The 14,816-nt window shown below is 30.2% G+C and carries 18 protein-coding genes and 1 pseudogene; 8 read left to right on the top strand and 11 right to left on the bottom strand.

What is annotated here, in order from left to right; translation table 11 throughout:
* Window positions 1-59 precede the first annotated feature (59 nt).
* On the top strand, window positions 60-1,001 hold the full coding sequence (locus ACMC9J_RS06985; protein WP_019264333.1) for a transcriptional regulator: 942 nt from the start codon (window positions 60-62) through the stop codon (window positions 999-1,001).
* A gap of 4 nt (window positions 1,002-1,005) precedes the next feature.
* On the top strand, window positions 1,006-1,404 hold the full coding sequence (locus tag ACMC9J_RS06980; RefSeq protein WP_019264334.1) for a hypothetical protein: 399 nt from the start codon (window positions 1,006-1,008) through the stop codon (window positions 1,402-1,404).
* On the opposite strand, the gene ACMC9J_RS06975 is transcribed toward ACMC9J_RS06980, so the two are convergent.
* Both ACMC9J_RS06975 and ACMC9J_RS06970 read right to left on the bottom strand, forming a co-directional pair.
* Window positions 1,401-2,093 (bottom strand): hypothetical protein, encoded by a 693-nt coding sequence (locus ACMC9J_RS06975; RefSeq protein WP_019264335.1) that lies wholly within the window; start codon window positions 2,091-2,093, stop codon window positions 1,401-1,403. The two genes, ACMC9J_RS06980 and ACMC9J_RS06975, sit on opposite strands and share 4 nt — an antisense overlap.
* 117 nt (window positions 2,094-2,210) lie before the next feature.
* Entirely contained in the window at window positions 2,211-2,552 is a 342-nt protein-coding gene (locus tag ACMC9J_RS06970; RefSeq protein WP_019264336.1) for a heavy metal-binding domain-containing protein, read from the bottom strand.
* Between the two features lie 142 nt (window positions 2,553-2,694).
* On the opposite strand from ACMC9J_RS06970, the gene serA reads away from it, so the two are divergent.
* Window positions 2,695-4,269, top strand: a complete 1,575-nt coding sequence (gene serA / locus ACMC9J_RS06965; protein ID WP_019267648.1) for a phosphoglycerate dehydrogenase — start codon at window positions 2,695-2,697, stop codon at window positions 4,267-4,269.
* A gap of 161 nt (window positions 4,270-4,430) precedes the next feature.
* Here serA and ACMC9J_RS06960 read toward each other — a convergent pair whose 3' ends face one another.
* Window positions 4,431-4,598 (bottom strand): hypothetical protein, encoded by a 168-nt coding sequence (locus ACMC9J_RS06960; protein WP_427003126.1) that lies wholly within the window; start codon window positions 4,596-4,598, stop codon window positions 4,431-4,433.
* Window positions 4,599-4,832: 234 nt separating this feature from the next.
* Between ACMC9J_RS06960 and ACMC9J_RS06955 the strand changes: the two genes are divergently transcribed.
* A complete protein-coding gene (locus tag ACMC9J_RS06955; RefSeq protein ID WP_427003125.1) occupies window positions 4,833-5,168 on the top strand; it encodes a hypothetical protein in 336 nt (111 codons plus the stop codon).
* An 81-nt stretch (window positions 5,169-5,249) separates the two neighbouring features.
* On the opposite strand, the gene ACMC9J_RS06950 is transcribed toward ACMC9J_RS06955, so the two are convergent.
* The 4 genes from ACMC9J_RS06950 to ACMC9J_RS06935 all read right to left on the bottom strand — a co-directional run bounded on the left by ACMC9J_RS06950 (window position 5,250) and on the right by ACMC9J_RS06935 (window position 7,948).
* Complete coding sequence (locus tag ACMC9J_RS06950; RefSeq protein WP_427003124.1) at window positions 5,250-5,960, bottom strand: Mov34/MPN/PAD-1 family protein; 711 nt, start codon at window positions 5,958-5,960, stop codon at window positions 5,250-5,252.
* A 10-nt stretch (window positions 5,961-5,970) separates the two neighbouring features.
* Complete coding sequence (locus tag ACMC9J_RS06945) at window positions 5,971-6,690, bottom strand: tRNA(His) guanylyltransferase Thg1 family protein (protein ID WP_427003123.1); 720 nt, start codon at window positions 6,688-6,690, stop codon at window positions 5,971-5,973.
* 3 nt (window positions 6,691-6,693) lie between these two features.
* Entirely contained in the window at window positions 6,694-7,458 is a 765-nt protein-coding gene (locus tag ACMC9J_RS06940; protein WP_011953905.1) for an aspartate dehydrogenase, read from the bottom strand.
* Between the two features lie 82 nt (window positions 7,459-7,540).
* On the bottom strand, window positions 7,541-7,948 hold the full coding sequence (locus ACMC9J_RS06935) for a PRC-barrel domain-containing protein (RefSeq protein ID WP_011953906.1): 408 nt from the start codon (window positions 7,946-7,948) through the stop codon (window positions 7,541-7,543).
* Window positions 7,949-8,150: 202 nt separating this feature from the next.
* Here ACMC9J_RS06935 and ACMC9J_RS06930 point away from each other — a divergent pair, with 202 nt between their 5' ends.
* Entirely contained in the window at window positions 8,151-8,873 is a 723-nt protein-coding gene (locus ACMC9J_RS06930) for a tRNA-binding protein (RefSeq protein ID WP_011953907.1), read from the top strand.
* A gap of 1 nt (window position 8,874) precedes the next feature.
* On the opposite strand, the gene ACMC9J_RS06925 is transcribed toward ACMC9J_RS06930, so the two are convergent.
* Window positions 8,875-10,287 (bottom strand): lactaldehyde dehydrogenase, encoded by a 1,413-nt coding sequence (locus ACMC9J_RS06925; RefSeq protein ID WP_427003122.1) that lies wholly within the window; start codon window positions 10,285-10,287, stop codon window positions 8,875-8,877.
* Between the two features lie 69 nt (window positions 10,288-10,356).
* Here ACMC9J_RS06925 and ACMC9J_RS06920 point away from each other — a divergent pair, with 69 nt between their 5' ends.
* Entirely contained in the window at window positions 10,357-10,950 is a 594-nt protein-coding gene (locus tag ACMC9J_RS06920; protein WP_019264347.1) for a TMEM175 family protein, read from the top strand.
* Window positions 10,931-11,494, top strand: coding sequence for a TMEM175 family protein (locus tag ACMC9J_RS06915; protein ID WP_427003121.1), 564 nt, complete (start codon window positions 10,931-10,933; stop codon window positions 11,492-11,494). Before ACMC9J_RS06920 ends, ACMC9J_RS06915 begins: the two co-directional genes overlap by 20 nt.
* Here ACMC9J_RS06915 and ACMC9J_RS06910 read toward each other — a convergent pair.
* The 3 genes from ACMC9J_RS06910 to ACMC9J_RS06900 form a co-directional block, all read right to left on the bottom strand.
* Window positions 11,487-11,672 (bottom strand): class III signal peptide-containing protein, encoded by a 186-nt coding sequence (locus ACMC9J_RS06910; protein WP_019266346.1) that lies wholly within the window; start codon window positions 11,670-11,672, stop codon window positions 11,487-11,489. The two genes, ACMC9J_RS06915 and ACMC9J_RS06910, sit on opposite strands and share 8 nt — an antisense overlap.
* Before the next feature lie 8 nt (window positions 11,673-11,680).
* On the bottom strand, window positions 11,681-12,601 hold the full coding sequence (locus ACMC9J_RS06905) for a type II secretion system F family protein (protein WP_427003120.1): 921 nt from the start codon (window positions 12,599-12,601) through the stop codon (window positions 11,681-11,683).
* A gap of 64 nt (window positions 12,602-12,665) precedes the next feature.
* Window positions 12,666-13,694 (bottom strand): M24 family metallopeptidase, encoded by a 1,029-nt coding sequence (locus ACMC9J_RS06900; RefSeq protein WP_427003119.1) that lies wholly within the window; start codon window positions 13,692-13,694, stop codon window positions 12,666-12,668.
* 287 nt (window positions 13,695-13,981) lie between these two features.
* On the opposite strand from ACMC9J_RS06900, the pseudogene ACMC9J_RS06895 reads away from it, so the two are divergent.
* Window positions 13,982-14,732: pseudogene (locus ACMC9J_RS06895) on the top strand (hypothetical protein).
* The last annotated feature ends 84 nt before the right edge of the window (window positions 14,733-14,816 follow it).

Below are 14,816 nucleotides of genomic sequence, written 5' to 3'. Positions count from 1 at the left end.
ATTATTAATATTATAAACAACTATAATATAAACATATATTTACATAGAGGGATTAAATTATGTTAAATCGAAGTAAAATGTTACAAGAAATAGATAATTTATTAACCTCTGAAGGTTATAAAACATCTAACATTTACGACCAAGGATCATTTGACCTTGTAGCTCGTAAGAACTTATTAATTTTACTTTTAAAAACTTTTTTAAATATTGACAGTATTACTGAAGCCACAGCTCATGAAATGAAACAATTAGCTAATATCTTCCTTGCTTCTCCCATTATAATTGGTGAAAAATCAAGAAACGGTATTTTAGAAGAAGGAGTAATCTATGAAAGATATGATGTTCCTGCTATAAGCTTTGAAACTCTGAAAAATATGCTGCTTTACAATGAATATCCTGAAATCCTTGCAGACAGAGGAGGATACTTTGTTAAAGTTGACGGTAATGTTATAAAGCAATACAGAGAAGAATATTCATTATCATTAAAAGATTTAGCTGATTTGGCTCATGTATCAAGAGCAACAATGTATAAATATGAAAATGAAATTGTCAGAGCCAATACAGAAACAGCTATGATTCTTGAAGAAATACTAAATACAAAAGTAACCCTGGATATTGATTTATTAAAACCAACTATAAATGAAGACATTGAATACAGTAATGTTGAAGGAGCAGATGAATTATCCAAACTCGGATATGGTATTTTATCTACAAATAAAAGTCCTTTTGATGCTGTAGCAAAAATGAAAAGCTCAAAAGACAAATCATCATTATTAACAAATGTTGAGAAAAACAGGAGTGAAAAAACCTTAAAAAGAATGGCTATCCCATTAAAAGATTTATCAATGATTACATCTTCAGAACCTGTTTTTATAATAAACAACGATAAAATAAAAGATTCACTTGGAACCATTCCTGTGATTAAATCCTGGGAATTAAAAGAATTTGAAAATCCTTCTGAATTATTGAAAATTATTAGAGAAAGAAAAGACAACTTGTGATAATATGGTAGAAAATTTAAAAATTGAAGGAATAAAAGATTATCCGATTAAATGGATTTGTAACTTTAGAGGACAGAAAGCTATCGGAATTTGCGGATATTCTCAAAAAATAGCTATGTTTGCAGCAGATTCCAGAGTTTCAAGGATTCTTGAAGATATTGTAATCGGGACAAAAGAAGAACTTGAAGGATACGGCTGCGAGGAAAAAGACAGATGCTGCAACTTTGAGTGCGAATTCTGTGAAATTAATCCAAGACAATATTTGCAAATTACAGGCAAAAAACCATCAAATAAAAATATTAAAGAATTAGAACAAGGTTTAGAAAGTTTAAACCTTGAAATTAAACAAAAAAATCTGGTTCCATTTGAAAATTACGAAATAATAGATTTTAAGGAAGATTAAATATTTTTCAATATTTCAACATCTTCCACAACTTCTTTTTTACTGGCTACACCAAAAGTCATCAGATCAACATAATCCAAATTATTTAAAAAATCAAAGGCTTCAGCAGGCTTTAAAATTCCTGCTGCCAAAATACGGGCAGCTATTATTTTTTTATCCAATTTTTCAATTTTAGCTTTGAATTCCAGTCTTTCTTTTGGTAAAAATGAAGGAATATCCATCATATAAGCCAGTTTATTTATAGGAATCATATAATAATCAAATAAATCCAAAATTGAATGATTTATAAGCAGATCTGTAGTTTTATTTGGAAATGCAGTTATTAACCCAGATGCTGCAGAGGTATCATTAATCTGAGATAAAATATTTGAAGTCAGATTCCAGTCATAGCCGTCAACAATAAACTCATCAACAAGCATTAAAGGACAATTATAATTCTTGAATAATTCAATATCATCTTCCCAATCCACTTCTTTAGCTACATCATAATTAGGATTCATATAATCCACATCAGATTTGCCAACAGTAGCTACAACATCCATGTTACAGCCTTCATCTAAAGCTATGTCAAATCCTTTAATTAATGCATCATCATTAACTAAATTAATAGCTCTAACTCCATTATTATAAGACTCAACAATAATATCTGCTATTGCATCAGGATTTCTATGCAAATCCAAATCATACAATCTGGATCTGTGGCCAAAATAAGGTTCAGCTATAAAAGGAGCATTACCTAAGATTATTCTGGGAACTGATTTGTTTTTAAATTCAAAATCATCTTGAAAAATAAAATCACAACCAAATTATTCTTCTTTTACAGCTACAACAGCAGTCCCATAAGCAAGAATCTCCTGCATAACATTGGAAATATCATTAGAATCAAAACGCACTGCCACAATAGCATTTCCGCCTAATTGTTTAGCATGCTCAATTAATCTTTCCAATGCTTCATCTCTGGAATCTTCCATCATAGAAACATATTCCTTAATTTCCCCACCTACTAAAGAGCGTAAACCAGCAGATACCTGCCCTCCTACACCTCTACTTCTAACAGTTAAACCATATACAAAACCTTTTGTTTCAACAATTTTAAAACCAGGTATTTCATTTGCAGTTGCTATTGGAAACTCATTTACAGATACCATAATAAAAACCTCATAAATATAGGCAAAATAATTAAAATTTTAAATATTAAGAAATATAAAATTTTAATCAGTATTTATTTTATTAATTTATAAATTTAATAAATTTTTCCAATAAATAAAATCAAATCAAAATGGTGAAATAATGAAAGTACTTGTTGCAGATGCAATTAATGAAAAAGGTATTGAAAATTTGAAGGAGGCTGCAGAAGTCGTTGTAGATACTACAATTACTCCTGAAGAATTAGCAAATACAATTCATGAATATGAAGGTATTATCGTAAGAAGTAGGACAAAACTTACTAAAGAAGTTATTGACAAAGCAGACAATCTTAAAATAATCGCAAGAGCAGGTGTTGGAGTAGACAATATTGATTTAAATGCCGCTACTGAAAAAGGTATTATGGTAGTTAACTCTCCAGAATCAACTTCAATTACTGTAGCAGAACACACTATGGGATTATTACTCAGTCTTGCCCGTAAATCAGCAATTGCAGATAAATCTGTAAAAGAAGGTAAATGGGAAAAGAAAAAATTCATGGGTGTTGAACTCAGAAACAAAACCCTCGGTGTAATCGGAATGGGTAGAATCGGTTCACAGGTTGTAAACAGATGTAAAGCATTTGAAATGGATGCTGTAGCATACGATCCATACTTGCCTGAAGAAGTAGCTGCTCAAATGGGTGTGGAATTAACTGATTTGGAAACTGTACTTAAAAAAGCTGATTTCATTACAATTCATGTACCTCTTACTCCCGAAACAAAACATTTAATCTCTACAAAAGAGTTTGAAATAATGAAAGACACAGCATTTATTGCAAACTGTGCACGTGGTGGAATCATAGATGAAGATGCATTATATGAAGCATTGTCCAATGATAAAATTGGAGGAGCGGCTTTAGATGTATATGAAGAAGAACCTCCAGCTAAAGACTGCAAATTATTCGAACTTGACAATATTGTATTAACTCCACATATTGCAGCTTCAACTAAAGAAGCACAAAGAGATGCTGCAATCATTGTAGCTGATGAAATTATCGATTTAATCAACGGAGGAACACCTCAAAATGTATTAAACCTCCCACGTATCGACAGAAACACCTATCAGGAAGTAACTCCTTACTTAGAATTATGTGAAAAATTAGGTAGTTTCATCTCACAAGCAGTAAACGGAAAAATTAAAGAAATTGAAGTTATTTACTCCGGAGAATTATCCAAAATCGACAATCTTGAAATGTTAACCAGAACTGTACTTCAGGGAGCAGTAAATCCATTTTTAAGCTCACCGGTTACTGCAGTAAATGCTTCCATTGTAGCTAAAAACAGAGGAATCATTGTAACTGAAGGCAAAACTGAAAATTCAAAAGGATATGATTCCTTAATTAAAGTAACTGCAAAAAGTGAAGATGATGAATTCTCTGCAGAAGGAACAACATTACACGACCCTAAAATCTTAAAAGTAAATGACTACTGGGTAGATGTAAAACCTGAAGGCCACATGTTCATAGCTAAATATGAAGACGTGCCTGGAAGCATCGGTAAAATTGGCACCGCATTAGGTGAATACGGAATAAACATCGGAATTATGCAAGTGGGAAGAGATGAAAAAGGCGGAAGAGCTATTATGATCTTAACTCTTGATAAAGAAATTCCAAAAGAAGTAATAAAAGGAATCCAAGACTTAGACAATGTCTATGACGCTATTGGATTAGAATTATAATAAAAAACAATTATTTCACCATATTGTTTTTTATTTTTTTATTCTTTAAATTTTAATAACTTTTAAATATAACCTAAAAAACACCATAATAAAAATTTACAAAATCAAATTTTACCATTCTAATGATTAAATCATCTCTAGAAACCCATCAATTTCCTTGATTAAATATATCTTTTTGCATAAATTTCATCCATAGTTTTTTCATATAGTTCTTTTTCTTTTAAAATCATGCCTATATGTAAATTTATTGCCATCCTCACTAGATGGAAACTGGAGTATTTTTCTAATTCTGATGCTTTATTTTGTATTCCATCATAAAACCATTCCATACCCCCACTTCATTTTATCAATTAATAATAGGTTAAATCTCTGTGAATTTTAACCATTATTTATCAATAATTAATTTTCTAAAACTTTAACTTTAATAATTGCAGAATAATATTTTAAAGAATGTCTAACATGTGTTTAAATAATATGGATAATATAATATATACCAAAATATTTTTTTAAATGTGTCTTTCAGTTAAAAAATATTCTTAATTTGAAATAAAACAAGTGATAAAATGAACAATAAAAAAATTTCTTCATTTGAAATAAAAAAACATAATAAGTTTTCGTGGAGTTATGTTTATACTATTGATGGCAGAAAATATGATATTCATGGTGGCTCCACATATGATTTAAGAAAAAAAGTATTAGCTAGAGATTTACCATGGGATGATGAAAATTATCCTGAAGAGGAACTTACTAAAACACAGTATGATTCCATGAAAGCAACAATTGAAAATAGCTACACTCCATATAATGAAGCGACAAAAGATTATGAAGACAGCCAAACTAGACACTGGTGGAACCCTAGTTCCAAAAAACGGGACAGATATCGGGATAAACCTTATTGAATAGACCCCAATGAAATACACACTTAAAATTCAATATTGTCCTAGAATTAAAATTTTAAAAATAAATAAAAAATTAGAAAATTATTCATCTTTTGGAAGCTTATAAATACGTTTAATATTTCCGTTTTCATCTAATTCAATTTGAATATTATCTCCATCACAAAGAGGGGGCAATTCTATATTGGAAATTATTGTAGGATTACTGTTTTGAGTTTTCATCTCGTATTCCCTGTAATCCTGATCTATATCTTCGTCTTCCAAGTCAAAATCATCTTCATCATCAAAAAATCCCGGTTTTAACACTTCACCATCTTTTAAAACATCATCTTCATCAAAAAATTCGCTAATGTCTCCGTCAATTTCACCAGCATATTCCCCTACAGTATAATCCATAGGTTCTCCATACTTGTCATATGCCATAAATGTTTCTAAGCTATAAGGCAAACAGACAATCATATGAAATAAACCATTTTTAGAAAATGTTTTTAAATCTGCACCGGAAGGATGTGCACTTGGTCCGGGATGTGAATGAACTGAACCCCAGTACTTTAAAGTAGGTGGCAGCATCTCAGTATGTACAACAGCTCCAACATCACAGGTTTCACCAGGTAAAAAAATCAGACTAGTAATATAGAGCACTTTATCTTTGATTTTACCGTCAAAAAAAGCTAAAAATTCATTAGGATACGCTTTTTTAGCATAATAAATTACAGATTCAAGGACTTCCCTATCAACTCTAACTTCCTTGAATTCATCACTATCTGTATTAAATAATTTTGAAATAAAACCCATAATATCACAATTAAATTATATTTATATCCTTAAAAAAGTTTTCGCTGAAAATTGGAATTTCAAAATCCTCAAATAAAAAGCTACGGTAAGATACCTGATTTTTATTTTCCTTTTTATTGTAACCTACAATTTCTTTATTTTGTTTATAAATAGCTATTCCTCTTTTTTTCCAATTATCAACATCATTCAGATTAATTCCTTCATCAAATAAGAGTTCATGAATATCTGAAGACTTTAATCCTTTTATTTTTTCATTAGCTACTTTATCACCATATTTTGATTTTAAAATATGAATTCCATAAGCATTTATGCAGTTTCTCCAGGCCTCGTCCTGTCTCCATTTAAAATATTTAGGAATATCATTATCATTTATCGGAATAATTCTGCTGTCAAATGCAATCGGCTTGGCAATTTCCTTATTTAAATTGTATGTAAATGAACTGGCTGCAAAACTGGCTACTACTGAATTTATTTTTTCAATTCTGCCATTAAATGGAATATTATCTAAAAGAACACTTATTTCATCTGAAAATGTGTAAATAAATGCTGGAGCAAACTCATTAAATAAATCTTTAGAAACTTTAACCATCAATCCTGCAAAATCTCCATCATATGGTTTTTTAAGGTTTAAATTTTTAGCTAATGAGTGAAAACTTCTACCGTCCAGTCTTAAGATAATTCTTGAGTTTACAGGAACTTTCAAATCCCTGTAAACTTCATATTCCTTCATTGCCTACAATCCTACAGTAATGGATTCATTGAAACTTTTAAGTAATTTAATTGCAGAAAGTGCAGCCAGCATACTGGTTTTCGGATTTGCACTGCATGGGAAATTTTTAGTAGTTGTTTTAAACTCTCCAAAATCTCCTTTTGCAGTAATTTCATGGACATTTCTGTCTACATTCGGATCTACAATAATTTTTACATTAATGTCCTGATTACAGGCCAAACTTATAGTTGCAGCTACATTAATATTAAGTGGAAACTCTTTTACTGCTTCTGATGCCTTACCTTCAAATAAAACTTCCTCTTCATCAATATCTTTACCTAAAGATTTAGGAGATTTACGAGTAACTAAGTTAACTTCTTCCAAATTAAAATCAGCTACAGCTTTAATACCGTCCAGTCCTACAACTGCTCCTGAAGGAAGGTGTATTCTTGTACCTTTCTTTTTACAAATATCATTTACTTTACTGTAGAATTCCTTATCCATAAATGCACCAATACTCATAATAATCATATCTATACCATGAGACAATACATTTGGCGCATGTTCTTTAACAGAATCCGGAGAAGCACATTCTAAAACCAAATCCACTTTGTCCAACATGTCATTTAAATCTAAAACAGCTACACCATTAGCAAAAGATGCCAAGTTTTCTGCTCTTTCAACATCATTATCATAAAAATATTCAATATCTATATTATTATCTTCCGGAACAATAGTACTAGCTATAATATTAGCAATAGCACCACAGCCTATAATTCCCACTTTCATAAAATCACAACAAAAAAAATAATTTAATTAAAAATACAAGAATAAATAAAAAAAATAAATAAAAAAAGATGAAAAATTAACCTTAGAATTTTTCAAATTCTGTTTGTGCTTTAGGCTCACTTTGTTTTGGAATTTGAGATTGTTGATTAGGAGAAATGGCTTCAGACACTGGTGGTTCATGTCTTACTTTTTTCATATCTCTTGGATTAATCAACATTATATCGCCAATAGCTTGAACTTTATCAAAATCAATAGTTAATAAATCATTTTTAAAAGATCTTACATCATGTTCTTCTTCTGGAGCAACCTGAAAACTTCTTTTCATAAGGTCTCTGAAACCTACTTGTTTTTTTTCAGGTTCAATAGCCCTTACTTGCAATTTAGAAATTGTACCTAATCTAATATTAAGAATTACATCAGCCACTCTTCCGACATAGTGTCCTGTTACTGTATAAATATCTAATTCTTTTAAACTTGAAACTTCCACCATTTGATACACCACAATATGTAATCTAATTCGTGTTATACTTAAAGTAAATTAATAACTTTAACTTATTTTAAATTTATTTACTTGTTAATATAAATAGTTTATGATGTAACAAATTTTTAAGCAAAATAAGGCCTAAAACAAGGAAAAATATAAGAATATATTAAAATAAATATTTTAAAGAGAATACAAAGGAGACTATAAATTGTGGGACACAAGTAAAGATTATAGAATTTTAGTAGCAAACCATGCAAGAGAACAATATTTGAATATTATCCAAACTGCATCATTTAGAGGAAACTGGAATAAAAAATTAGCTATTGAAACAGCAAAAAACATGAACAGTGATTTCCAATCATTAAGTTACTCTTATCTTGAAGGAGATGATTTGGTTAACTCTCCAGATGTTGCAGCAATAATTGAAAAAGGAGAAAAAATTGTTGAATGTTTAGGTGGAGACGGATGGAACAAATCTTTTATAAGCAATGCTCCTAAAGAGGATAAGGAAAAAACAATTGAAAATGTAGCTAAAGTAAGATTCTTTATAGACTCTGTTTTAGGCCTTAAAGACCGTTTAGCCCTAGGTCCCATCAATGATCCGATTATTGGAATTGATATAAAAGTTGGAGAAATAATGAGTGTTACAAAACATCCAAATGCAGATTCCTTAATGATATGTAATGTTAATCTAGGAAAAAGGGCCATAACTGTAGTTACAAATGATTTAAATGTAAAAGAAGGAAACAGTGTTGGTGTTTCATTACTTCCGCCACAGTCATTTATGGAAACAACCAGTGAAGGAATGTTTCTTGGAATGGACGGAAATATCTTAAAAGAAGTTGAAGGAAATCTCGGAGAAATGCCAAAAGGAATCCCTATGGATTCCCTTAATGAAACACGTAATCTGGTAGAAGCCTTTCTAAAATAGGCTACCTTAAATTTAATCCTATTAATTTTTCCTTAATCATTTCTTCTACTGCATATTTTACTCCTTCTTTTCCTGTTCCACTATTTTTAAATCCTCCGAAAGGCATGTTATCAGTTCTGAATGTAGACTGTTTATTTACAAAAACTGTACCTGCCTCAATTTCATTTGCACACCTTAAACCATCTCTAAAGTTTTCAGTAAATACTCCTGCCTGAAGACCATATTCTGTATCATTAGCTACTTTAATAGCTTCATCAACTGATTTTACTTTAATTATTGGCGCAACAGGGCCGAAGGTTTCATTTACAACAACATCCATATCTGGAGTAACATTATCCAATACAGTAGCTTCATAAAATGCACCGTCTCTTTTTCCGCCAGTCAGTATTTTAGCGCCTGCTTTAACTGCATTATTGACTGTTTCTTCAACCATACGGGCAGCATCTTCATCAATAAGTGTTCCCAATACTGTGTTTTTATCCATAGGATTGCCCATTTTGATTTTTTTAGTTTCACTAACTAACTTTTGTGTAAATTCATCAGCTATTGATTCATCAACAATAATCCTTTTAACACCCATACACACCTGTCCTGCATTTAAATAAGCACCGTTCATTACTCCTTTAACTGCCTTATCAATATCTGCATCTTTTAGAACAAGAAGAGGATCATTACCTCCCAGTTCCAAAGTAACTTTTTTCATTCCTGCTCTTGAAGCTATAAGCAGCCCGGTAGCTACACTTCCAGTAAATGAAATTTTATCTACTTTAGGAGAAGTTACTAATGCATCACCTACTTCAGAACCATATCCAGTTACAGTATTAATAACACCGTCTGGAAACTCTTCATTTACAAGTTCAGCAAATTTCATAACTGTTAATGGTGCATTTAATGGAGGTTTGATGATTACAGTATTTTTACATGCAATAGCAGGAGCTATTTTATGAATTGATAAATTTAGCGGATAATTAAATGGAGTTATTGCTGCTACAACACCTAATGGAACCCTCTGAGTAAATGCAAAAAAACCTTTGCCGTTTATTCCACCATCCAATGGAACTGTTTCACCATAAATTCTTTTAGCTTCTTCTGCTGAAAGTCTTAATGTTTCAATTGAACGGTTAACTTCAACAACAGACTCATTAATAGGTTTACCTACTTCTTTTGTAAGCAATTCAGCTAATTCATCCTTATTATCTTTTAATTTTTCATAAACTGCATATAATTTATTTGAAACTTTAAATGCAGACATTTCCCCAATAGAATCTTTAGCATTAACTGCAGCATCAATAGCTAAATCCACATTGTTTAAATGAGAAACAGGAACTGTATCTATAACTTCCCCAGTATATGGATTTTTAACTTCTGCCAAATCATCAGCTGAAACATGTTTACCATTTATTAACATATCCATTTTATCACCTTACTTAATTATATTAAAAAAACATATATTTAAAGTAATTAATTAAACAATATTGATATTATGGAAACTGCAAGATTTGAAACATTCGCTGATGCAGTAATTGCAATAGCTATGACTGTACTTGTTCTAAAACTGCCCCAACCCGAAAGTGCGACAATTGGAGCTTTTTGGACCTTGAAAACATATTATATCGCTTATTTCATCAGTTTTTTAACATTGTTCAATATATGGTACAGCAACCACAATTTATTCCAAATTGTAGAAAATATTGACAATACTGCAGTAATACTAAATGGAATCCTAATTTTTGAAATAACTCTAATTCCATATTTTACATTATGGTTAACACAGGACGCATATTCAATAGCTAGTGAAACCACCTTCGGATTACTATTCATTGCAATAAATATCACATATAATATGGCAGTTAAAGCTGTTCATAAAAGTGATCCCTACAATGATAAACTAATAAAAGCAGATTATGACAACTTATATGCATTAATTCCATTAGCTGTGATTTTAATTGGTTTCGGGTTAAGTTACAGTGTTTTTATTCCTGGAATCTACATCAGCTGTTTAATTGCAGTTATAATGTGGATAGTCATAGCCAGAATACATAGAAAAGGTGTTGAAAATGGAAAGTGGAAGATTTGAAGCATTAATTGATGCAATTCTTGCAATAATAATAACAATCATTGTTCTGGAAATTCCAATACCTGCAGACGGTAGCTGGCAGGCTTTAAGAGAACTGCATTTAGAATTTATTGTTTATTTAATCAGTTTTATAGTCTGTTTTAACTACTGGAATTATCATAACAATCTATTCAGCATTGTAAACCACATTGATCATAAAGTTATCTGGTCAAGCGGAATTTCAATATTTATATTGTCTTTGCTACCCTATTTAACAAGTTTTGTAGCTAATAACTTCCATTCATTCTTTGCTCAGTCAATATATGGGCTGGATTTCATACTGGTTAATTTAATTTATATTTATACTTCAGAAAGTTTAAAAAATGCAGATAAAGGAAATATTGCTCTGCAGGTAGCTCTAGATAAGAACTATGAATTTACAGCAACAATAGCTACAATCATAATTGGATATGTAATTGGTTATTTCTTCTATCCGCCAGCAATAATTGCTTCCTGTTTAGTTGCAATAATTATTATCTGGTCTATACCACATATAATTAAGTAAAATATTCTGATAGGGAGTCTAACTTACCATTAAAGTTAGAAACTTCTTCACCTTTAATTTCACCAGACAAACCTGTGATATAATTCCTGTAAAACATTAAAGTCAGTAAAACAATTACAATAATTCCGCCAACCAATAAAATAAATTCTGCTGAAGTCTGACCTTTATTATCAACCATATTATCACCTAACCTAAAAACATAGCTCCTGCAAAATTGGAAATCAGATAAAATATCCCATAAGAAAGCAAAGCTAAAGGTATGGAAAACTTAATTCCTTTTTTAACATTGCCATACATAATTATACTTACTATCAAACCAACCAAAACTGAATGAATTACTAAATAGATTTGCCCTGCAAAAGGAGCTACTGAAATCAGCTGTGTTTGTTTTCCAAAGCTTTGCATAAACTGGGAATAAACACTAACCATCCCCAATGCAAAAGGACTGGCTATTACTGCCGAAATTATTAAAAACATAACTGCCATCATAACCGAAGATTTCCTTTCACGTTTTAAAGCCAGCATATCCCTCAAATTATTTGAAACATAAAAAATAACATTAGCAATACTTGACCCGCTTTTACGGCTTCCCAATATTATTGCAAAAATTCTCTCAAGTTCTTTTGACTTTAATCTTTGAGCCATAGCCATCCATGCATCATCAAAGTTTCTTCCAACTTTTATTTCTGCAATTGCACGTCTTGTTTCATCATACAAAGGCCCTTCACCATATTTAGAGAGATCATCCATTGCATTTTCAAAACTTAAACCAACTTTCAACATAGCTGAAAGCTGTCTTAAAAAGTCCGGAGCTGATTTTTCAATTTCTGCTGCCCGTTTTTCCTGTTTTATAAAAACATAAGTAGCAAAAAGAGGAACAGTTAAAAACGGTAAAAACAAATACAAATCAGATATTTTAAGAAATACAATGAATATTCCAATTACAACATCTGCAAATAAAATAAAAAATATTAAAACAGCTAAAAATTTAGATGCAACTATCTCAATGTCCCCACTTAGTAAAAATTCCTGAACTTTGGACAATTGCTTTTCAGAAAGTTTATTTTCTAAAAATAAAGATAATGAATGAATAATTTTAGATTTCATAAATTAAACTACAACTTTGAAGTATATAAAATCTTAGTTGTAACTTAAATCAATTTTTGAAAGTTTATTCAATAATTAAAGGTAAATCACCAATTATTTTTCCTTTATTTTTTTCAACAGCTACTGTATCTTCAAGCCTGACACCAAAATTATCTTCCAGATAAATGCCGGGTTCAACTGTGATAACCATTCCTTTTTCAATTACTGTTTTGTCTTTAGCTGAAAATGTCGGTATTTCATGAATATCCAAACCTACACTATGGCCTGTTGAGTGAATGTAATTGTCACCATAACCATATTCACTTATAATATCACGAGCTACTTTATCAATTTCACAGCATTTAAGACCTGGTTTAATTGCTTTTATAGCTTTATCATGAGCTTCTGCTACAATATCACAAATTTCATTTTGCTTTTCTGTGTAAACCATAGTTCTGGTGTTGTCTGAACAGTAACCCTGATATTTTGCTCCCCAATCAATCAATATTGGCTGTTCTAACTGTTTATCCTGAGGTGTTGCATGAGGAAGACTTGAATTTGAACCGCTTGTTACAATAGTATCAAAAGAATTGCCTTCAGCACCGTATTTTCTCATTAAATTATCCAAATCCAAAGCAACAATATTTTCAGGATTTGTATTATTTAAAATATCCAAATCAACAAATGCCTTTTGAGCAATCTGTGTCGCTTTTTGAATTTTGGATATTTCATCAGATGTTTTAATTTGTCTTTGAGTATCAACGAATGTTTCAGATTTTATATTGAAAGAATCTTTGAATTTTTCATATGTACTGTAAACCAAACTTGGTTCAATAGCCAGATTGGAAATTCCTTCCTTTTTAAGTTCATCAACCATATCTGAAAATGAAGTGAATTGCTTAACCTCAATTGATGATGTTTTATTAGCTATTTCCATATCCATTTTTGATGCATAAATAATTGGATCTTCTTTTATAACACAAAAAGCGAAACTAGTAGGTTTGTAATTTGAAATATATTGAACATTAGTAAACTGTGCAAGTAAATAACCATGATAATCCTTTTTTTCCATGTCCTTTAAAATATTGTTAATATGAAATTCATTCATTTCCATTTTTTTACACCTTCTATTAGATAATCATTATATTTTTCTAGTTTTAATATCTTTCAAAATATTAAACAACAGTTATATATATAATTTTTATTTTAAAATTATTAAATAGCATTTAATCTAAACACAGGATAAAAATACTTAATGAAAAAGAAGACTGTTTTTATTTCAAATGCTTCAGTTAATAAGATTAGCAAAACTGCACCAATATTTGACTTGAGCAGGCAATAACTAATAATAACAAATGACAGGTCCAGTTTTACAGGAGTTCCTTTACCCTAGGTGATTCTATGTTAAAATTATTTAATTTATTTAATATTGATGAGAAATATTTTGCAGATAAAAAAACCGTGAAAAAAAGATTTATAAAATTATTCGGAGGATTTTTATTAATAGCAATTCTAATATCACCATTTACATGGATTGGATTTTTATTTTTCTTGTTATTATTATTTGCATTAGGAGGCATATTCTTAATAGAATATTATAGTGATGAATTAGATGAAAAATATCACTTATACAATTTTAACAATTTTAGAGGATATTCTTATCAAATATTTGCGTTTACTATTTTAGGATTTTCAACCACCTCTTTATCTGTGCTTATGATGTGTTTGTGTGCTGAAGTAAATATCATAAAATCAATTTTATTAGCAATAATATTTGCACTACCCTTTTTAGGAATAGGGCTTAAATTTAAAACATTTAACGATTCCAGTTTAGAAGAAAATGGAGAAATTGTTTATGAAGCTGGCTACGAACCTAACTACTATTGGCCAGTACTGACTATCTGCTGCTATTTAGGATACACACTGCCTCTACGAAACATCCATAATAAACATGGCAGGATTATTAATATCCACAACAGCATGCTTCATATGGCTAACATTCCCTGACAAAATCAACAAATATCTGCCATTTGAAAACAGAACCAAAAAAGGGGAAGCAATATATTTAGCAATAGTATTCATTGCATTTTTCATATTACTTTACCAATTTACTACAATCCCATTTACAGAAATTACAGGAATTACTAATTAAAAAAAAATAACTAGTAATCAACAAATCATATTAAAAATATGAAAATGTTCAAAATAATAACAATCAAATAACAACTCTTTATTA

This window comes from Methanobrevibacter intestini, assembly GCF_047402955.1.
In the GTDB taxonomy this organism is placed as follows: Archaea; Methanobacteriota; Methanobacteria; order Methanobacteriales; family Methanobacteriaceae; genus Methanocatella; species Methanocatella intestini.
Note: the sequence above shows the minus strand (reverse complement) of the source record. Positions and strands in the feature narration are given on the sequence as shown.